The 20228-nt window shown below is 67.3% G+C and carries 15 protein-coding genes and 1 pseudogene; 8 read left to right on the forward strand and 8 right to left on the reverse strand.

Annotated features, from left to right (window positions below; translation table 11 throughout):
• Positions 1 to 151: 151 nt before the first annotated feature.
• The gene (locus RZR99_RS26180) at positions 152 to 1417 is read right to left on the reverse strand and encodes an MFS transporter (RefSeq protein ID WP_323122682.1); all 1266 of its coding nucleotides are present in this window, start codon (positions 1415 to 1417) and stop codon (positions 152 to 154) included.
• Between the two features lie 90 nt (positions 1418 to 1507).
• Positions 1508 to 2548 (reverse strand): mannonate dehydratase, encoded by a 1041-nt coding sequence (gene uxuA, locus RZR99_RS26185; RefSeq protein WP_323122683.1) that lies wholly within the window; start codon positions 2546 to 2548, stop codon positions 1508 to 1510.
• A gap of 258 nt (positions 2549 to 2806) precedes the next feature.
• Between uxuA and RZR99_RS26190 the strand changes: the two genes are divergently transcribed.
• The 3 genes from RZR99_RS26190 (at position 2807) to RZR99_RS26200 (ending at position 5381) form a co-directional block, all read left to right on the forward strand.
• A complete protein-coding gene (locus tag RZR99_RS26190) occupies positions 2807 to 3529 on the forward strand; it encodes a FadR/GntR family transcriptional regulator (protein WP_323122684.1) in 723 nt (240 codons plus the stop codon).
• A 370-nt stretch (positions 3530 to 3899) separates the two neighbouring features.
• On the forward strand, positions 3900 to 4760 hold the full coding sequence (locus tag RZR99_RS26195; protein ID WP_323122685.1) for a class I SAM-dependent methyltransferase: 861 nt from the start codon (positions 3900 to 3902) through the stop codon (positions 4758 to 4760).
• Between the two features lie 297 nt (positions 4761 to 5057).
• Complete coding sequence (locus RZR99_RS26200) at positions 5058 to 5381, forward strand: YdhR family protein (protein WP_323122686.1); 324 nt, start codon at positions 5058 to 5060, stop codon at positions 5379 to 5381.
• A 333-nt stretch (positions 5382 to 5714) separates the two neighbouring features.
• Here RZR99_RS26200 and RZR99_RS26205 read toward each other — a convergent pair whose 3' ends face one another.
• Both RZR99_RS26205 and RZR99_RS26210 read right to left on the reverse strand, forming a co-directional pair.
• Positions 5715 to 8054: a cytochrome P450/oxidoreductase gene (locus RZR99_RS26205; RefSeq protein ID WP_323122687.1), complete on the reverse strand. Its 2340-nt coding sequence runs from the start codon at positions 8052 to 8054 to the stop codon at positions 5715 to 5717.
• Between the two features lie 137 nt (positions 8055 to 8191).
• Positions 8192 to 8923: a TetR/AcrR family transcriptional regulator gene (locus tag RZR99_RS26210; RefSeq protein ID WP_323122688.1), complete on the reverse strand. Its 732-nt coding sequence runs from the start codon at positions 8921 to 8923 to the stop codon at positions 8192 to 8194.
• A 200-nt stretch (positions 8924 to 9123) separates the two neighbouring features.
• Between RZR99_RS26210 and RZR99_RS26215 the strand changes: the two genes are divergently transcribed.
• The 5 genes from RZR99_RS26215 to RZR99_RS26235 all read left to right on the forward strand — a co-directional run bounded on the left by RZR99_RS26215 (position 9124) and on the right by RZR99_RS26235 (position 16172).
• Positions 9124 to 10305 carry an isovaleryl-CoA dehydrogenase gene (locus tag RZR99_RS26215; protein ID WP_323122689.1) on the forward strand — a complete coding sequence of 394 codons (1182 nt, stop codon included), beginning with the start codon at positions 9124 to 9126 and terminating at the stop codon, positions 10303 to 10305.
• A gap of 22 nt (positions 10306 to 10327) precedes the next feature.
• Positions 10328 to 11935 carry a carboxyl transferase domain-containing protein gene (locus RZR99_RS26220; protein WP_323122690.1) on the forward strand — a complete coding sequence of 536 codons (1608 nt, stop codon included), beginning with the start codon at positions 10328 to 10330 and terminating at the stop codon, positions 11933 to 11935.
• Positions 11936 to 11993: 58 nt separating this feature from the next.
• Positions 11994 to 12779, forward strand: coding sequence for an enoyl-CoA hydratase/isomerase family protein (locus RZR99_RS26225; RefSeq protein WP_323122691.1), 786 nt, complete (start codon positions 11994 to 11996; stop codon positions 12777 to 12779).
• A gap of 88 nt (positions 12780 to 12867) precedes the next feature.
• The gene (locus tag RZR99_RS26230; protein WP_323122692.1) at positions 12868 to 14865 is read left to right on the forward strand and encodes an acetyl/propionyl/methylcrotonyl-CoA carboxylase subunit alpha; all 1998 of its coding nucleotides are present in this window, start codon (positions 12868 to 12870) and stop codon (positions 14863 to 14865) included.
• Positions 14866 to 15026: 161 nt separating this feature from the next.
• The gene (locus tag RZR99_RS26235; RefSeq protein ID WP_323122693.1) at positions 15027 to 16172 is read left to right on the forward strand and encodes a DUF2827 domain-containing protein; all 1146 of its coding nucleotides are present in this window, start codon (positions 15027 to 15029) and stop codon (positions 16170 to 16172) included.
• Between the two features lie 126 nt (positions 16173 to 16298).
• Here RZR99_RS26235 and RZR99_RS26240 read toward each other — a convergent pair whose 3' ends face one another.
• The 4 genes and pseudogenes from RZR99_RS26240 to RZR99_RS26255 form a co-directional block, all read right to left on the reverse strand.
• Complete coding sequence (locus RZR99_RS26240; RefSeq protein WP_323122694.1) at positions 16299 to 16766, reverse strand: DUF4019 domain-containing protein; 468 nt, start codon at positions 16764 to 16766, stop codon at positions 16299 to 16301.
• 31 nt (positions 16767 to 16797) lie between these two features.
• Entirely contained in the window at positions 16798 to 17946 is a 1149-nt protein-coding gene (locus RZR99_RS26245) for a DUF2827 domain-containing protein (RefSeq protein ID WP_323122695.1), read from the reverse strand.
• Between the two features lie 24 nt (positions 17947 to 17970).
• On the reverse strand, positions 17971 to 19116 hold the full coding sequence (locus RZR99_RS26250; protein ID WP_323122696.1) for a DUF2827 domain-containing protein: 1146 nt from the start codon (positions 19114 to 19116) through the stop codon (positions 17971 to 17973).
• Positions 19113 to 20228, reverse strand: a pseudogene (locus RZR99_RS26255) (YadA family autotransporter adhesin); the annotation flags it as partial. The gene RZR99_RS26250 and the pseudogene RZR99_RS26255, both read right to left, overlap by 4 nt.

The raw sequence follows: 20228 nt of genomic DNA on the forward strand, positions 1-20228 counted from the left end.
CGAGGACAGTGAGCTTCGCGCTGTTTGGGCGAGAGAATCGGAAGGCCGACGGTGCTTGAATCGGCCGGGCAGGGCAAGCGGCAAGCGGACGTCGGGCGGCCGCCCGCAACCATGACGGGAGACGGCCGGAACGCCGCGGATCGCCGTTGCGTCACGGCAGCAACGGCAGCGGTTCGACCTTCCCGACGATGAACAGATACGACAGCGCGCCGACGATGCAAAGTGTGCCGGCGACGGTCAGCGGGACGACGAACGAGCCGCCGGTGATCGAGAGCATGGCCCCGGTAAACGTCGTGATGAAGATGCCCGCCAGATTGCCCGCGAAATTCTGAATGCCGCCGAGCGATGCGACGTGTGCCGGCGTCGGCGCCACTTCGCCGACCAGCGTCCATACGTTGGCGCCGGCGAACGACAGGCTCGCATAGGCCAGCGCGAACAGCGCAAGACAGGCCCAGACGCTTTGGACGAACACCGACAGGGCGATCGACGACGAAAGCAGCATGCCGGCCACCAGGCAGGTCTTGCGTGCGGCCGTGGCGCTCCATCCCCGCTTGAACAGGCTGTCCGACACATAGCCGCCGAGCCAGCCGCCGGGAATGGCCAGCAGCGCGGGCAGCATGCCCCATGTGCCCAGCGAGGCGAGCGAGAAGCCTCGCGATTGCAGGAGGTAGCTGGGGAACCAGGTGATGAAGAAGTAGATGGCGAAGTTCAGGCAGAACAGGCCGATCATCATGCCCCACACCGTGCGGTACCGGAACAGGCCGAGCCACGAGATCGAGCCGGCCGTGCGCGCGGCGACAGGCGCTGCGCGTTGCGCGAGCAGCGCGTCGACGGCCTCGGGCGCGATGGCGCGATACTGCTCCGGGTCCCGGTAGATGAACCACCAGGCCAGCGCCCAGACGAGCCCGAGGCTGCCCGTCACGGCGAACGAGCCGCGCCAGCCGACCACGGAGATCAGCCATGCCACCAGCGGGAGAGACAACGCGGATCCCACGCGCGAGCCGCTGTCGAAGATGCTGCTCGCCAGCCCGCGCTCGCTGCGCGGGAACCAGTTGAACGCGACCTTCGCGAAGGAGGGGATCGCTCCGGCCTCGCCGACGCCGAGCATCAGCCGCATGCCGACCAGTTGCCCGAGGCCGCGGGCCGCGCCGGTCGCGACCGTGAAGATCGACCACCAGCCGACCGCCAGCGCGAGGCTCACGCGCACGCCGACCTTGTCGATGAACCATCCCGCCGGCAGTTGCAGGAATGCGTAGGTCCAGAAGAATGCGCTCAGGACGAGCCCCATGCCGAAGGCATCCAGACCCAGATCCGCGCGGATGCCAGGCGCCGCGATCGCCAGGTTTGCCCGGTCGATGAAATTGATGACGTTGGCCAGGAAGCACATGAAGATCATGGCCCATCGGATGTTTGGCATGCGTGGTCTCCTCGCCGGGTTGAGGCGATCGAGCGGCGTGCGAAACGATTCGCCCCGCTTTCTTTCGATTGACGATGGGTGCGCGAGCGGTCAGGACAGTTTGTCCATCGCTTCCCAGAGCCCGTTGAGGTACACGGCGCCCAGGGCGCGATCGTACAAACCGTAGCCGGGCTTGCCTGTCTCGCCCCAGATCATGCGGCCGTGATCCGGCCGGACGTAGCCGGTGAAGCCCGTGTCGTGATACGCCTTGACGATCGCGGCGATGTCGAGGGACCCGCAGCTCGAGAGGTGGGCCGATTCCTCGAAGTCCCCGTCGGGCGAGACCTTCACGTTGCGGATGTGCGCGAAGTGGATGCGGCCCATGCCGCCGAACTCGCGCACGAGGGCCTCGACATCGTTCTGCGGTCCCGCGCCGAGCGAGCCGGAGCACAGCGTGAGGCCATTGGCCGGCGTATCCACGATCTTCAGGATGCGAGCCAGGTCGTCGCGATTTTTCACGATGCGAGGCAGTCCGAAGATCGGCCGAGGCGGATCGTCGGGATGAATCGCCATCTTCACGCCTGCCTGTTCCGCGACCGGCACGACGGCCTTCAGGAAGTATTCGAGATGCGCCCAAAGCCGCGCCTCGTCGACGCCGCGATAGTCGGCGAGCAGCGCCCGCAACGCTTCCGGCTTGTAGCTCGAATCCCAGCCGGGCAGCGCGATGCCCTTGTCCGGATCGATCTCCTCGATGTCCTTGGTGCTGAATGCGAGACAGGTCGAGCCATCCTCCAGCGTCTTCGAGAGCTCGGTGCGCGTCCAGTCGAACACCGGCATGAAGTTGTAGCAGACGACCTTGATGCCGGCGGCGCCGAGATGGCGGATCGTTTGCTGATAGTGAGCGATGAGCCGGTCGCGGCCGGGCTTTCCGAGCTTGATGTCTTCGTGAACGGGCACCGACTCGACGACTTCGAACCGCAGGCCCGCCTGCTCGATGGCCGATTTCAGCGCCGCGATCTTCTCCGGCGGCCAGACCTCGCCGACCGGCTCGTCGTAGATGGCGGACACGATGTGCGTCATGCCGGGAATCTGGCGGATGGACTGGAGCGTGACGGGATCGGATTCGCCATACCAGCGGAAAGACATCTTCATTGCGGGACTCGCGCGGAGGGTGAATGAACGCCGGAGCCGGACGCGCGAACGCGGCCGGCCCGACTGCCTGGTGCAGTATCTTTGGTATACCAATTTGCAGCCATAGTGGTTTACCAGTTCTGTCTTGCGCTGTCTGGAGATCGGGCGTGCGTTATCGCCATGCGAGGGGTTTTTACTGGCTAAAATGTCGAAGTGGCATACCATTTTCGACATCCGTGACGGCGAGCCGTTGCACAGTGCGCAGATCGCGAGTCCTTCATGAATGACATTTCCTCCACGCCAGGCCGGCCGGAAGCCGAGGCTTCGGACCGTTCGTACTTCGGGCTGGCGAAACAGGTACACCGGCTGATCGCGGCCGGCGATTTCGCGACCGGGGCGAGGCTGCCCTCCGAACGGGCGCTGGCCGACCGGTTCGGCGTGAGCCGCACGCAGGTTCGCGAGGCCATCATCGCGCTCGAGGTTCAGGGCATCGTGGAAGTGCGCCTCGGCTCCGGCATCTACGTTTCGGCGGTCGAGGGCGCGAGGCCGGTGACGTTCGATCTGCCCCATGGCCCCGGGCCGATCGAGACGCTGCGCGCGCGCGTATTGATCGAGTCGGAGGTGGCGGCACTGGCCGCCGCCGAGCGCAAGGACGGCGATCTCGATCGCATGTTCGGCGCGCTGAAGACCCTGCGCGAGCAGATGGGTGACAAGCAGGCGAACGATGCGGCGGACAGGCGGTTCCATCTGTCGATCGCCGAGGCGACCGGCAACACGGTTTTGCTGCGCATGGTGACCGCGATGTGGGATAGCGCGCGCGCGGACCCGTTGTGGCACAAGATCGAGGAGCATTTTCATACGCCCGAGCTGCGCGCGGCGTCGCAGGAAGATCATCAGCGGATCTTTACCGCGATCATGCGTCGCGAACCGGAGGCGGCACGCGCCGCGATGCGGGATCATCTGACGCGGGTGATCGGCGAGTTCACGCAGGCATGGCGTTAGGGCGTCCGCCCGCCGGGTGCTCGGCGAGCGGAATGATCGCGTCGTCGCATCGGTCTCGTTGGTTTCGCGTGGACGGCAGCGGGCGACAACCGGACCTGCTGCGTCCCATGAGCCGGGTGGTGGGCGAGCGGATCGAACCGCACCGCCGCATCATCGCGATGCCGCCGGCCTCGCGGCGATAGCCTGAGCCGCGATTTCCCATCGGCGATCGATCGTCTTGCCGGGGACGGAGACGGCTTTACGCCGCGTCCGGCGGCCAGCTGGGGCGACGCAAACCGCGCACCGGCAGCAACCCGGCATGCATGCCACAATGCGTCGGCAGCGCCGCTTCCCCGTTTCTTCTCCCGCCGTGCCACCGGAGGTATCCAAGATGAATCGACTCGCCGTCGCATGCCTGGCCACGCTGTTGACCGTGAGCGCCGTCGCGCACGCCCAGACCGCGCCTCCGGACGCGGCGGCGCCCCCGGCAGCGGCCGCGTTCAGTGCGTCGCAATGGAGCGAGGTGCTCGGCGGCGCGTGGCGCCCGGCGGCGAATCGCGCCCGCGACGTCTATCGCCATCCCGAAGCGACGCTGACGTTCTTCGGCTTTCGCCCCGGCGAGACGGTCATCGAGATCGCGCCGTCGCCCGGCTGGTACAGCGAGATCCTGGCGCCGCTGTTGCGCGATAACGGACGCTACATCGCCGCGCAGCAATTGGCGGCGGGCGGGGAAAGCACCGAACTGGCGCGGGCGCTCGCGCAGAAGTTCGCGGCCGATCCGGCGTGCTACGGCGCGGCCTCGATCGTCAGCTACGACGCCAAGGCGCCGACGTTCGGGCCGCCCGGGTCGGCCGATCTGGTGCTGACCTTCCGCAACGTGCACAACTGGACGAAGGCGGGCACGGCCGAGGCGATGTTCAAGGCGTTCTATGCGGTCCTGCGCCCGGGCGGCACGCTGGGCGTGGTCGACCACCGGGCGGCGCCCGGCACGTCGATGGATGCGGCCAACGAGAGCGGTTATCTGCCGGTCGCGTATCTGACGAAACTGGCAACCGATGCCGGCTTCGTGCTCGCCGGCAGCAGCGAGATCAATGCCAACCCGAAGGACGTGAAGCATTATCCGAAGGGCGTCTGGACCTTGCCGCCGACGCTCGCGCTCGGCGAGCAGGACAGGCAGAAATATCTGGCGATCGGCGAGTCGGACCGGATGACGCTGCGCTTCGTCAAGCCGGCCGCGCCGGCGGGGCAATGACGACGTCCGGCGCGAGGGCCGCTGCGCTGTGCCGCGCCGGGCGCGCGCCGTCGGGCGTCGTGGCGAACCCGCCGATGCTCGCGCGAATGGGCGCTGCCGTCCGGTTCCGTGCAGCGAAGCCGAACGGCGCGGCATGAGCGGGCGTGCCGCGACTCCGGAACGCTCGCGTGCCGTCGTCGAGGTTCCGGTCGCGATGCCGAAGGTCCGTCGTCCCCAGGCCGCCGGAACGCCGTTGCCGGAAGGCACGCGTGTTCCGCCGAATCCACCGATGTTCCTGTTTCCGCACGAGGTGCGACCATGATTACCGAAATCGTCTTTTTCAAGCTCATGCCGGACGTCGATCTGCGCACGCTGGTGGAGCGCTATGAGACCACGGCGGTCAAGTGGGCGAACAATCCGGATCTGCTGCACAAGTGGTACCACTATGACGAAGCGACGCACGAAGGCGGCGGCGTCTACATCTGGCGAACCCGCGAGGCGGCCGCCCGGTGGCACGACGCCGAGTACAAGGCGATGGTCGAGCGGGTCTACGGCCATCCGCCCGTGATACGCGTGCTCGACACGCTCGTTCATGTCGATGCCGGGCAAAAGCGGTACGAGATCGTCGACAAGACACGTTGACGGTTGCACGGCTGCACGGTTGCGCCACCCCGTCGTCTCGGGTAGCAAGCACGCACGGCTCGCGAAGCGGCGTGATCGGCGGAACGGTCGGCTGGGTCGCGGCCGTCTTCGAGTGCGGCCGCCCGCGATCGGTCGGCCGCCCCCGGCGGCGACGGCTGCCGGAGCCGCCCGGTGAGGTAACGACGCGCATCGATGTCGTTGATGCTTGCCGGCGGACGCAGCCGGAGGATCGGCGGCGAGCGATGCATGGACGCATGCGCGGCGCGGACGCCGCAACGGCCATCGCCGGAGGACGCGCGACGGCCGTCGGAGTCGACCACGCAGCCCCTGCCGTCAGAGTGCCAATACGATCCGGCCGCCCGCTGCCCGCGAGCAGCAGCTCATCATCTTCACGTTCGCCTCTCGTTCGCCGCGCGTCAGCACCCTGTCCCGGTGGTCGACGTCGCCGGCGATGACGCGCACCTCGCAGGAGCCGCACAGGCCTTCCTCGCAATCGCTCTGGACGTCGATGTTGGCGGCGCGCAGCGCGGCCAGCAGCGTCTGATTCGCCGCCACGCCGATCACCACGCCGGAGTCGCTGAGTTCGACTTCGAACGCGTGCTCGTGCCCGGGATTCGGCGCGCGCACCGTCGACGTGAAATGTTCGACCCTGAGCGTATCGTCGGGCCACGCCGCCGCGCACGATTGCAGCGCCGCGAGCATCCGTTCCGGGCCGCACGCATAGACTTGCGTGCCGGCTGTCACGGGCAACGCGCCGAAGTCGTTGCGCCGGCCTTCGTCGGACGCATGGACGTGAAGCCGTTCGCCGTGCAGCGCCGCGAGTTCGTCGAGCAGCGCCATCGAGGCGCGCGTGCGTCCGCTGTAATGCAGGGCGTAGTCCATCCCGCGCGATCTCGCTTCGCGCGCCATCGCGCTGATCGGCGTGATGCCGATTCCGCCCGCCACGAAGATCGCCTTGCGGGCGCGTTCGTCGAGCCGGAAGTGATTGCGCGGGCCGCGGATGTTCAAGCGGTCGCCGGCTTTCACGTGCCGGTGGATCCACGACGAGCCGCCCCGGCCCTCGCGCGCCAGCAGCACGGCAATGTCGAAGCCGTGCCGGTCGGCCGGATCCCCGCACAGCGAATACTGTCGCGACAGCCCCGTCTCGCCGCATTCGATGTCGATGTGCGAGCCCGGCGACCAGCGCGGCATCGCGCCGCCGTCCGGCGCGACCAGCCTCACGCGGAGGACGCCGTCGGCCGCGCGGCTCACGCTCGCCACGACGACCGGCCTGCCGGCCGCGTGCGCCGGGGGCTCGCCGATCCGCACGGGCGTCCGGGCATGCAGCAGCTCGGGGTGGCGGCGCTCCGGGTTCGCCGCCGGCTCCCATTCCACCCACACATGCTCGGGCCCCCGGAACGACGTGTTCGGCAGATAGGTGAAGCGCTGCTCGGACAGCCTCATGTGCGGCAGGCGCCGCGTGAATTCCTCCAGGAAGATCTGCAGCTCCATCCGCGCGAGATTCTTCCCCATGCATTGATGCGAACCGTATCCGAAGGTCAGCTGGTCGCCGGCATTCTCCCGGTGGATGTCGAAGCGGTCCGCATCGGCGAAGTGGCGCTCGTCGCGATTGGCCGACGAGGTGACGATGAGCAGCCGCGAGCCGGCGGGCAGGTCGACATCGCCCACCCGGGTGTCCCGCGTCGTGAGCCGGCGCCAGGCCGCGATCGATCCGTCGTGGCGAAGGCATTCCTCGACGGCGCCGGGGATCAGGCGCGGGTCGTCGCAGAGCGCCCGCCACGCGTCGGGGTGCAGCAGCAGCTTGAGCGCGTTCGCGGCCGCGTTCGCCGTGGTCTCGTGCGCCGCGACGATGCCCGCCATCATCATCGAATGCAGATAGGAATCGGTGACGATGTCCGGATGCGCGCGCTGCTGGCGGATGCCGTACTGCATCCAGCCCGGCCCGGACGGATCCCGCCGCATCCGGTCGAGCACCTGTCCGGCGAACTGCCAGAACCGGCCCACCGCGTGCGCGACCTCGACCTGCTGATCCGGCCCGGGCCTGCCCCACGTGTTGACGGTGTGCGCGATCGAATACCGGCGCAGCGTGTCCATGTCCTCCTCCGGGATGCCGAGGAAGTGCAGCGCGACGGTGAGCGGAACCTCCCACAGTATCCGGTCGACGAGATCGGCCCGGCCGTCGTCGATGAAGCGGTCGACGTATTCGCGCACGAGCCGGCGCACCAGGGGTTCGTGGCGTTTCAGGTGGTCCGGCGTGAAGGGCTCCATCAGGAGCCGGCGGCGCGGCATGTGCGCGGGCTCGTCCTCGTTGACGAGCGTCCGGTTCATCGCATAGCCGTACGACGCGAGCACGCGATTGGCCTCGGGGCCGGTCGGCGTGATCTTTTCGAGCGCGATGGACGGGCTGAACGTGAGGTTGTCGCGGAAGATCGCCTTGATGTCGTCGTAGCGCGTCACGACCCAGTAGCCGAGCGCCGGGCTGTAGAACACCGGTTCCTGCTCGCGGGACCAGCGGACGTACTCGGGCGGATTCTGCTGGTAGCCGTCCCCGAACGGATCGAATTGCGCGGCGCGCGCGCTGACGGGGCAGCCGGTCGGCCCGTGCTGACCGGTGGGCGAGCCGGACCGGAGGGGGCAGGCGGACGGCGCGGGAAGCGGGCTGGGGTCGGTCACGGCGGAACCTCGAATCCGGAGGGGACATGCGCATCACTATAGGGCGCATTGCATCGGCGAGCGCGCCGGTCGGGGGCGCGCCCGGTCGCGCGTCTACGTCGGCCCGCGGGCAGGACGAAGCGCGGGCCGACGGCCGGTCACGACCGCGGCTTGCGTTCCGTCGCCTTGTCCATGCGTCGCAGGGCTTCCGACACCTCGTTCCTGAACCGGACCAGCGCCGCGCTTTCCGGCGCCGGCGGCTGCACCGCCGCCCACAGCATCTCGATCAGCTGCGCCGCGGTTGTTTCGGTATCCAGCTTTCTGCGCCCCAGGATCGCATCCCACAGCACATGCTCCATCGGCCCGAACACGAGCGACCTCAGCAGACTGAGCGGCATATCGGTGCGCACCTGGCCGGCCGCCTGCCCGCGCGCCAGCACCTCCATCAGCGGCGCGGTGTAGCGCCGCTGCAGTTCCGTCAGCTCGTCGCTCAACGCGTGCTGCTTGGCCCGTCCCTCGGACAGCACGAGCGCGCACAGGCCGGTGCCGTTCACCAGCATCAGGCGCAGATGCGTGCGCACGATGAATGCGAACTGCTGGTCCACCGGCGCGTCGTGCGGCATCCCGTCCTCGAATGCCGCGATGATTTCGTCGTACCAATCCGCGATCACCCGCGCGCACAGCTCCCGCTTGCCGCGAAAGTAGCTGAACACGGTGGCCTCGGAGACTCCGACCCGCTGCGCGATCTCCGCCGCCGTCGCGTGTTCGTAACCCTTTTCCGCGAAAACGTCGCGCCCGGCGCGCAGGATGTCCTGCACGCGCTGCTGGGATTTCCGGCTTGCCGGCGCTCGCGGATGATCGGCGCGGCCGGCCTTCGGAGGAGCGGTCATGGTTTTACTGCCTGCTTGCGTACCTGTCATGTCGGCATGATATCTGAGTGTCACTCAAAAAACTATTGACGACACCCCATGCCAAGCGCCAAACTAGCCGAAATTTTCCGCAAAATGTTGCAATGAATTGGCGAAACGTGTGATTTTGAGCAAAACTCAGAAATCGACACGTTTCCGGACTTTCTGGAGACGGAGGAGACATGATCAACCTGCCCGGCGTGCAATTCATGCTCGGTGAAGACATCGAGATGCTGCGCGACGCGATCGCGCACTTCGCGGCGAAGGAAATCGCGCCGCGCGCGGCCGAGATCGACCGCACCGACCAGTTCCCGATGGATCTCTGGCGCAAGTTCGGCGATCTCGGCGTGCTCGGCATGACGGTTGCGGAGGAGTACGGCGGCGCGAACCTCGGCTATACCGCGCACATGGTCGCGATGGAGGAAATCTCGCGCGCGTCGGCGTCGGTCGGCTTGTCCTACGGCGCGCATTCGAATCTGTGCGTCAACCAGATCCATCGCAACGGCAGCGAAGCGCAGAAGCGCAAGTATCTGCCCGGGCTGGTGTCCGGCGAGCACGTGGGCGCGCTCGCGATGAGCGAGCCGAATGCCGGCTCCGACGTCGTCAGCATGAAGCTGCGCGCGGACAAGCGCGGCGACCGCTACGTGCTGAACGGCACCAAGATGTGGATCACCAACGGCCCGGATTGCGACACGCTGGTCGTCTACGCGAAGACCGAGCCCGAAGCCGGCGCGCGCGGCATCACCGCGTTCATCGTCGAGAAGGGCATGCAGGGCTTCTCGGTCGCGCAGAAGCTCGACAAGCTCGGCATGCGCGGTTCGCACACGGGCGAACTGGTGTTCCAGGACGTCGAAGTGCCGGAGGAGAACATCCTCGGCGAACTGAACGGCGGCGTGAAGGTGCTGATGAGCGGCCTCGACTACGAGCGCGCCGTGCTCTCGGGCGGCCCGACCGGCATCATGGCCGCGTGCCTCGACGCGGTCGTGCCGTATATCCACGACCGCAAGCAGTTCGGCCAGTCGATCGGCGAATTCCAGCTGATCCAGGGCAAGGTCGCTGACATGTACACCACCTTCCAGGCCTGCCGCGCGTATCTGTACGCCGTGGGCCGCCATCTCGACTCGATTTCGAGCGGCCATGTGCGCCAGGTGCGCAAGGACTGCGCGGGCGTGATCCTCTATACCGCCGAGAAAGCCACGTGGATGGCGGGCGAGGCGATCCAGATCATGGGCGGCAACGGCTACATCAACGAGTTTCCGGTCGGCCGCCTGTGGCGCGACGCGAAGCTCTACGAGATCGGCGCCGGCACGAGCGAGATCCGCCGGATGCTGATCGGCCGCGAGCTGTTCGCGGAAACCGCCTGAGTCCGCCGCGGAGCCTGCACGCATGCCGATCATCGAATCCAAGCTGAACCCGCGTTCCGAGGAGCTCCGCGCGAATGCCGCGGCGCTCGAAGCCGTCGTCGCCGATCTGCGCGCGAAAATCGACCAGCTCGCGCAAGGCGGCGGCCGGGCCGCCCGCGACAAGCATCTGTCGCGCGGCAAGCTGCTGCCGCGCGACCGGATCGCGCAACTGCTCGATCCGGGCACGCCGTTCCTCGAACTGTCGCAGCTCGCGGCGTTCGGCATGTACAACGACGATGCGCCGGGCGCCGGCGTGATCACCGGAATCGGCCGGATCGCCGGCCGCGAATGCGTGATCGTCTGCAACGACGCGACGGTGAAGGGCGGCACCTACTACCCGATCACGGTGAAGAAGCACGTTCGCGCGCAGGAGATCGCGGCGGAGAACCGCCTGCCGTGCGTGTACCTCGTCGACTCGGGCGGCGCGAACCTGCCGAACCAGGACGACGTGTTTCCCGATCGCGATCACTTCGGCCGGATCTTCTTCAACCAGGCGACGATGTCGGCGGCCGGCATCGCGCAGATCGCGGTGGTGATGGGGTCGTGTACCGCGGGCGGCGCGTATGTGCCGGCGATGAGCGACGAATCGATCATCGTCAGGAATCAGGGCACGATTTTTCTGGGCGGCCCGCCGCTCGTGAAGGCGGCCACCGGCGAGGAAGTGAGCGCGGAGGATCTCGGCGGCGGCGACGTGCATACGCGCTTGTCCGGCGTCGTCGATCATCTCGCGCAGAACGATCCGCACGCGCTGTCGATCGCGCGCGGCATCGTCGGCAACCTGGGCGGCCGGGCGGTCGCGCCGCTCGCGCTGCGCGAGCCGCTGCCGCCGCGCTACGACGCGAAGAGCCTGTACGGCGTGATTCCGGCCGACACCCGCAAGCCGTTCGACGTGCGCGAGGTGATCGCGCGGATCGTCGACGATTCCGCGTTCGACGAATTCAAGGCGCGCTTCGGCACGACGCTGGTGACGGGCTTCGCGCATATCTGGGGGCACCCGGTCGGGATCGTCGCGAATAACGGCATCCTGTTTTCCGAATCGGCGGTGAAGGGCGCGCATTTCATCGAGCTGTGCTGCCAGCGCAAGATTCCGCTCGTGTTTCTGCAGAACATCACCGGGTTCATGGTCGGCCGCAAATACGAGAACGAAGGGATCGCGCGCCACGGCGCGAAGATGGTGACCGCGGTGGCGACGGCGAAGGTGCCGAAGTTCACGGTGATCATCGGCGGCTCGTTCGGCGCGGGCAACTACGGCATGTGCGGCCGCGCGTATTCGCCGCGCTTCCTGTGGATGTGGCCGAACGCCCGCATTTCGGTGATGGGCGGCGAGCAGGCGGCGTCGGTGCTGGCGACGGTGCGCCGCGACGGCATCGAGGCGAAGGGCGGCGCGTGGTCGGCGGAGGACGAGGAAGCGTTCAAGCAGCCGATCCGCGACCAGTACGAGCGCCAGGGTCATCCGTATTACGCGAGCGCGCGCCTGTGGGACGACGGCGTGATCGATCCGGCCCAGACCCGCGACGTGCTCGGCCTCGGCCTGGCCGCCGCGATGAACGCGCCGATCGAGGACACGCGTTTCGGCGTGTTCCGGATGTAAGCCTTGCATGAGACCGGGCCGGTGCCGACGCGCCCGCCCCGGTCGACAGGAGTCGACGATGCGCTACGAAACAATCGAAGTCACCGACGACGGCCGCATCGCGACCGTCATGCTCGCGCGCCCCGACGTGCGCAACGCGTTCAACGAAACGATGATCGCCGAGCTGACGGCCGCGTTCGGTGGCTTCGACGCGAACGAGGCGATCCGCGCGGTCGTGCTCGCGTCGAAAGGCCCGGCGTTCTGCGCGGGCGCGGACCTGAACTGGATGAAGAAGATGGCCGGCTTCTCGGACGACGAGAACCGCGCCGACGCACGCCTGCTCGCGCGGATGCTCGAGGCGATCTACCGCTGCGGCAAGCCGGTGATCGCGCGCGTGCACGGCGATGCATACGCCGGCGGGGTGGGGCTCGTCGCGGCCTGCGACATCGCGATCGCGGCCGATACCGTGAAATTCTGCCTGTCCGAGGCGCGGCTCGGCCTGATCCCCGCGACCATCGCGCCCTACGTGATCCGCGCGATGGGCGAGCGGGCGGCGCGCCGCTACTTCGCGAGCGCCGAGGTATTCGATGCCGCGAAGGCCGCGCAGTTGGGCTTCGTCCACGAGACGGTGCCGGCCGACATCCTCGACGCGACGATCGCGAAGCTGACCGACGCGCTGCGCGCGAACGGTCCGCAGGCGGTGCGCGCATGCAAGGCGCTGGTCAGGGATGTCGCGGGCCGTGCGCTCGACGACGCGCTGATCGAGCAGACGGCCGACTGGATCGCGCGGACCCGCGCCGGCGCCGAGGCCCGCGAAGGCGTGGCCGCCTTTCTGGAAAAACGCCCGCCCGCATGGCGCGGGTAGCAACGGCCGCCGGCCGGAGGCGCCCGCGCGGCGCCGCCGCGCCGGCTCGACGAATTCGTGTGGGTTCCCCCTGTTTCCTGACCAAACCATGTTCGACAAGATCCTGATCGCCAACCGCGGTGAAATCGCCTGCCGGGTCGCCGCTACCTGCAAACGTCTCGGCATCGCGAGCGTCGCGGTCTACTCGGACGCCGACGCGAACGCGAAACACGTCGCCGCGTGCGACGAGGCCGTCCATATCGGCGCGTCTGCCGCCGCCGACAGCTACCTGCGAATCGAGCGCATCATCGACGCGGCGCGCGCGACCGGCGCGCAGGCGATCCATCCGGGCTACGGTTTCCTGTCGGAGAACGAGGATTTCGCGCATGCCTGCGAGGCGGCCGGCATCGTGTTCATCGGCCCGCCGGTCGAAGCGATCGCGGCGATGGGCTCGAAGGCCGCCGCGAAGGCGCTGATGCACGCGGCCGCCGTGCCGCTCGTGCCCGGCTATCACGGCGACGATCAGGACGCCGCGCTGCTGCAGCGCGAAGCCGACGCGATCGGCTACCCGGTGCTGCTGAAGGCGAGCGCCGGCGGCGGCGGCAAGGGGATGCGGGTCGTGGAGCAGTCGGCCGATTTTCCGGCGGCGTTGGCGTCGTGCCAGCGCGAGGCGGCCAGCAGCTTCGGCAACGATCGCGTGCTGATCGAGAAGTACCTGCAGCGGCCGCGCCACGTCGAAGTGCAGGTGTTCGGCGACCGGCTCGGCAACACGGTTTATCTGTTCGACCGCGACTGCTCGGTGCAGCGCCGCCACCAGAAGGTGCTGGAAGAGGCGCCCGCGCCCGGCCTGCCCGACGCGCAGCGGCAGGCGATGGGCGAGGCCGCGGTCGCGGCGGCGCGCGCGGTCGGCTATGTCGGCGCGGGTACCGTCGAGTTCATCATGACGGGCGACGCGTTCTACTTCATGGAAATGAACACGCGTTTGCAGGTCGAGCATCCGGTCACCGAAATGGTGACGGGGCTCGATCTCGTCGAATGGCAGCTGCGGGTGGCGGCGGGCGAGCCGCTGCCGCTGCGCCAGGATGCCCTCCGGGTGCGCGGCCATGCGATCGAAGCGCGGCTCTATGCGGAAAACCCGGCGCGCGGCTTTCTGCCGTCGACCGGCCGGCTGAAGCATCTGCGGTTGCCGGAAGGTGTCGAATTCGCGCTCGGCGCGCCGGTGCGGATCGACAGCGGCGTGCGCGAAGGCGACGCGATCACGCCGTTCTACGATCCGATGATCGCGAAGCTGATCGCGCACGGCGCCGATCGCGCGCAAGCGCTGGCACGGATGCTACGGGCGCTGCGCGACTGCGAGGTGGTCGGACTGCACACCAACGCGGAATTCCTGCAACGGATCGTCGAGAGCCGGCCGTTCGCCGAAGCCGATCTGGATACCGGGCTGATCGAGCGCCATCACGATGCGCTGTTCGCGCCGCGGCCGAAGCCGCGCGCGGCGCTCGGCCTGGCGTGCGCCGCGCTGCTGGCGCGCGAGCGCGCGGCGGTGGGCGGGCCGGCGTCCCCGTGGGGCGGGCTGTCGAACTGGCGGCTGAACGCCGGCTATCGCCGCAGCCTCGAATGGCGCGCCGACGACGAACCGGCGCCGCTCGCCGTGCGCTACGCGGACGAGCGCGGCGCGCAGTCGCTCGCGATCGGCGACGGGGCGGACGAGCCGTTCGCCTGGACGCGCGGACCGGGCCCGCTCGACTACGAGGTGACGCTGAACGGCGTGCGGACCGGGGGCCGGGTCCACGTCGACGGCGACGTGTTCCATGTGTTCGCCCAGGGCGCGGCGCAGCGCTTCGAGTGGCGCAACCTGCTCGCGCATGCGGCCGACGAGGAGGAAGGCGAAGGCCGGCTGACCGCGCCGATGCCGGGCAAGGTGATCGCGGTGCTGGTCGAACCGGGGCAGCGGGTCGAGCAGGGCGCGCCGCTGATCGTGATGGAGGCGATGAAGATGGAACACACGATCGGCGCGCCGGCGGCGGGTGTCGTCGGCGAGGTGCTGTACGCGGTCGGCGACCAGGTCGCCGACGGCGCGCAACTGCTGATCGTGAACCCGGCTTGACGGATGCGCAGTGGGGACTAACCTTAACCATATCTGACAGTTCGGTCATATGATGTCGGCTAGACTCAAAATTCGGGGCGCGCCGCGCGGGCGGTAGGATACGGGACGCAACACGCCGGTAGCGCGCTACACTGCGACTTCCAACCTCCCTCCGGCACATAATGACGCCCCCTGTCGATTTGAACGGCCTGCGTATCGGCATCACGATCGGCCTTCGCGAGTCGAACGAAAGCCTTTGGATCAACGGCATCAAGCAGAATGCGCTGTTTCTTGCCAAGCTTCTGATGAAGTCGTCGCGCGGCTACCGCGTGACGATCGTCAACACCACCGATGTCGCGCTGACCGACGCGCTGCCCTGGGACCGCCGTATCTTCGATACCCAATCCTTCACGGACATGAAGGATTCGCTCGACGTGCTGATCGAGCTGGGCGGCCAGATCGACGGCGAACAGACCGCCTACCTGAAGGCGCGCGGCGTCAAGATCGTCAGCTACTGCTGCGGCTTCGAGTACATCCACGCCACCCAGTCGATCCTGTTCGGCCGCCGGATGTGGGACACGCTGTTCATCAACCGCGGCTACGACGAGGTGTGGGCGATTCCGCAGATCGCGCCGTCGTCGCTGCCGTTCCTGCAGTCGCTGCGGCGCGCGCCGGGCCGCGTGGTGCCGTTCGTCTGGGATCCGATGTTCCTGACCGAGCGTACCCGCCTGATGGCCGAGCACGGCGAATACCGGCCGAGCGGCAAGCGCGCGAAGCGCCTGACGATCATGGAGCCGAACCACGACGTCGTGAAGTTCTGCGTGTATCCGATGCTGATCATCGACGAGGTGTATCGCCGCGATCCCGATGCGATCGCGTTCACGCACGTGACCAACGCCGAGCGCCTCGCGCACGAAAGTCCCGAATTCGTGATGCTGATGAACTACCTGGAGATCGTGCGCGCGAGCAAGGCGAGCTTCGTCGGCCGCTTCGACACGCCCGCGTTCCTCACCGAATTCACCGACATCGTGGTGTCCCATCAATGGGAGAACCCGCTCAACTATTTCTATTTCGACGTCTGCTGGCAAGGCTACCCGCTGGTTCACAACGCGCATCTCGTACCCGATCTCGGCTACTACTATCCGGAGAACGACGTGCTGACCGGCGCGGAAGTGCTGACGCGCGTGCTCGACGAACACGACGACGACTGGGAAGGCTATACCGCGCGCCAGCGCGGGCTGCTGCGCCGCTATACGTCCAAGAATCCGGCGCTGGTGGCGGAATACGACACGCTGCTCGCGAACCTGGTCAACGGCAGCCGGCAGTAACGCGGGCGCCGCCCCCGGAGGGCGGCCGGCGGCCTCTCATGACAAACGGGCCGGAACGCATGATCGCCATGCGTTCCGGCCCGTTTGTCATGGTGCCGGGGTGCCGCGTGCGCGGCGGCGGACCGCCTACTGGCTGGCGGCGCCCGGCAGCGGCCCCTGCGTCTGGCGCGGCACGTAGCCGGTCAGGCGCCATTTGCCGTCGTCCTCGAGCCGGAAGCTCAGCTTTTCATAGGCGATCTTGCCGGTGGACAGCGTGGTCGCGTAGTCGACGTTCGCGTACAGCCCGTCCGGCACGGTCTTCGAATTCGAGAACTGGATGCGCGTGACGGCTGCCCAGCCGCGCTGCGTGACCGCGCCGAGCGACTGGCGCGCCTGCTGGGTTTCGGTGACGAACTGCTGCTGCGTGACCTTGCTCTTCACGAACGGCGAGACGCCGTTCCAGACGTCGCCGAAGCGGCCGGCGTCGAGCTGCTGGACGATGCGGTCGGCGTCGCCGATCAGTTCGTCCGCCGAGGTGCCGGATTGCGCGTGGGCCAGTGTGGCGGCCGCCGCGACGATGCTTGCGACGGTCCATTGGGCGAAACGATGCTTCATGGGGCCTCCTCGTGGCGGGTGATGGATTCGTTCAGCGGTACAGCACGGCGAGCGCATCGGTATAGGCCGTCACGTTGTCCGGATTGTAGATGCTGACGGAGTCGAGCAGGCGCTTCGAGTGTTCGCGGTACGCGTCGAGATTCGCGTCGTGCTCATGGAACGCCTTGAGCAGCTGCCGCCCGCCTTCCTGGCAGTCGAAGTCGGGATAGTAGTAGCCGCACGGGCCCAGATACGGCGAGTTGTGGATCAGCGGGTAATCGCCGTACAGCAGCTCGTAGTACAGGTAGTTCTGCGCGTTTTCCCACGTGTGCGACACCACCGCGTCGCCGTGCGCCGCCATGAATTCGTAGATCGCGAAGCGGCCCTCGAACGTCGTCAGGCTGTGGTTCACGATGTCGAGGCTGCGCGCGAAATTGACGAAGGTCGTGTGGTCCTTCATGTGCAGCGTGTTGCACACGCGGACGAATTCGACGAACGACGGCTCGGCCCGGTACGCTTCCTCGGTCACCAGCATCGGGACGATGCTGGTCTTCACCATGCAGATGTTCGGCTCGTACATCGTCACGCGCCAGCGCTTCCTGCCCGGCCGGTAGCCGTACACGAGCCCTTCGCCCAGCGTGGCGCGGGCCTTGTCGAACAGCATCGGGTGCCAGATGTGCGGGACGATCGTCACCGGGCAGCGCAGGCCGGTTTCCAGGTAGTGCAGGCACGAGTGCTCGAATTCGGGAATCGTCCAGACGCCGTCGTAGGTCGCGCCCGAGAACAGGAAGCCGGACGGCTTCTTGAAGATCGCGCGCTCGATGTCGATCACGTAGTCGTTGCCGACCCGCATCGTCACGACCTTGCCGCCACGGGAGCGGTAGGCGGCGATCCAGTCGGCGTTGAACTGCGCGCTCATCTCGATCAGCACGTCGCAGCGCTCCATCGCCTCGTCCATCGACAGCAGCGGCACGTTCCATTCGCCGAGCATCAACTGGGGATCGGCGGCGTCGGAGCCGCCGTTCACCATCACGGCTTCGGCGACGAGCGGCGATTGGCGCAGCAGCAGCACGAGCAGCAGGCAGTTCTGGAAAATCCCGTTTTCCCACAGCGACTGGCCGGCGCCGCGCACGAACAGCGACACGCCGACGACGAGACGCTTGCCGCCGTTCTGCGCGTCGCGGGCGGGGGTTTCGGTCATGCGAGGTCTCCGGGGGAAAAGGGCTCAGGCATACAGACGCGTGACGAACGCGTCGATATTCTTGCGGTTGTCGACCGACACGTCTTGCAGCAGGGCATGGGCTTTCCGGCGATAGTCGTCGAGGTGGGCGTCGTGATGCTTCCACGCGTCCAGCAGCACGCGGCCGCCGGCGGCGGAATCGAACGTCGGGTAATAGTATCCCGCATCGCCCAGCAGGTTCGAGTTGTGCACGAGCGGATAGCCGCCGTACAGCACGTCGTAGTACAGATAGTTCTGTGGATTTTCCCAATGATGGGAGATGACCGCGTCGGCGTGCTGCGCCATGAACGACGGCAGGTCGATGCGCGGCTCGAAGGTGGCCTTGTGCTGGCGGACCAGATCCAGGCTGTTCGCGAAGTGCACGAAGGTCGGATGCTCCTTCAGGTGCAGCGCGTTGACGACGAACAGGTGTTCGACCGCATCCGGCTGCGCGCGGTAGAGCTCTTCGGCGGCCAGCATCGGATACTGGCAGCTCTTCACCACCGAGATGTTCGGCTCGAGAATCGACAGCCGCCACTTGGCGCGGCCCGGCTGGTAGCCGAAGTGCAGCCCGTGGTCCGCCAGTTCCCGATTGCGGCGGTCGATGAAGTACGGCGACCAGATGTGCGGGATCGTGTGGACCGGCGCGCGGGTCAGCGTGCGCAGCAGCGGCGCATCGATCTTTTCCGACTTGGGGAGGATCCACACTTCGTCGAACGGGCCGCCGTTGAAGATGTGGCCGGACGGCAGGTCGAACATCGGGGTTTCGCACAGGCCGCTGTAGGTATGGCCGACGAAGCAGACGATCAGCTTCTTGCCGAGCGCCTTCATGTACTTGAGCCAGTCGACCTGGAGCTGCGCGCCCATCTCGATCACGACGTCGAGTTCGTGCGAGACGTCGCGCGGATTGACGAGCGGCACGTCGAGCCCGGCGAAATCGAGCCCGGCCGGCAGGGCGTTGGCGTCGCCGCCGTTCAGGAAGTAAATCGGACCGATCTGGTCCGATTTCTTGAGCAACATCGTCAGGTAGGCGATGTTCTGATGGATGCCGTTTTCCCAGATCGCCTGGCCGTCTCTCGCGAACAGCGAGATGCCGACGGCCAAGCGTTTGTTACGCGGCGGGGTGGAGGTCGATTGAGGTTCGTGTATCACCAACTGTATCCATAACCGGCACCGTAGGCTGTATTGCTGCCTGCAACCCCGACGCCCATCTTGAGAATGCCATTGGTCGTCACGTGGGCGCTGGCACCGAATGCGGTGCCGGTCTGGCCTGCGAATCGCGCCACGCCGACTGCGACGTTGATCGTCTTGCCGGGTTCGACCTGCGGCATCATCGTCAAAGCGGTGACCGCGGCAACCCCTTGGCGCGCCATTGTATCAGTCTGCTGCAGCTGTTGTTGCGTCTGGTTCAACTGGCTGCTCAGGTTGTTGATCGAGGTTTGCTGGCCCGCCATCGACTGCGACACGGAGGTGGACAGCGTGTTCAACTGGTTCAGGTTGACCGCGTCGGTGCCCTGCGTGCCGGCCGCGACGTTGGTGATCTGGCGCTGCTGGGTCGAGCTGCCGACGGACACCACGTTCGAGCGGCCGCCGTCGGTGGAATTGGCGCCGATGGCGACCGAATTCGAGCCGGCGGTGACGGTCGGCTTGTCGGAGCCGGTGCCGTTCATGTCGGCGGCGATCCCGGTCGTGTTGGCCGCGCGGGTCGTGTTGTTGTTGATCGTGGTCGACAGCGACGAGATCTGGTTGTTGATGTTGGTCACGCCCGACGACAGCGATGCGACATTGCTGTTGGTGGTGCTCAGGCCGGTCGACAGCGAGGTGACGGCGGTCGAGGTCGAGGTCGACAGCGAGGTGACGGTGCTGTTGGTGGTGCTCAGGCCGGTCGACAGCGAGTTGACGGCGGTCGAGGTCNATTGCTGTTGGTGGTGCTCAGGCCGGTCGACAGCGAGGTGACGGCGGTCGAGGTCGAGGTCGACAGCGAGGTGACGGTGCTGTTGGTGGTGCTCAGGCCGGTCGACAGCGAGTTGACGGCGGTCGAGGTCGACGTGGACAGCGAGGTGACGGTGCTGTTGGTGCTGCTCAGTCCGGTGGACAGCGAGTTGATCTGGCTGCCGGCGGTCGAGAGGCCGGTGGACAGCGAGTTGACGGCGGTCGAGGTGGACGTGGACAGCGAGGTCACGTTGTTGTTGGTGGTGCTCAGGCCGGTGGACAGCGAAGCGACGTTGCTGTTGGTGGCGAAGAGCTGGCTGCCGTTGATCGCG

This window comes from Burkholderia alba, assembly GCF_034721475.1.
In the GTDB taxonomy this organism is placed as follows: domain Bacteria; phylum Pseudomonadota; class Gammaproteobacteria; order Burkholderiales; family Burkholderiaceae; genus Burkholderia; species Burkholderia alba.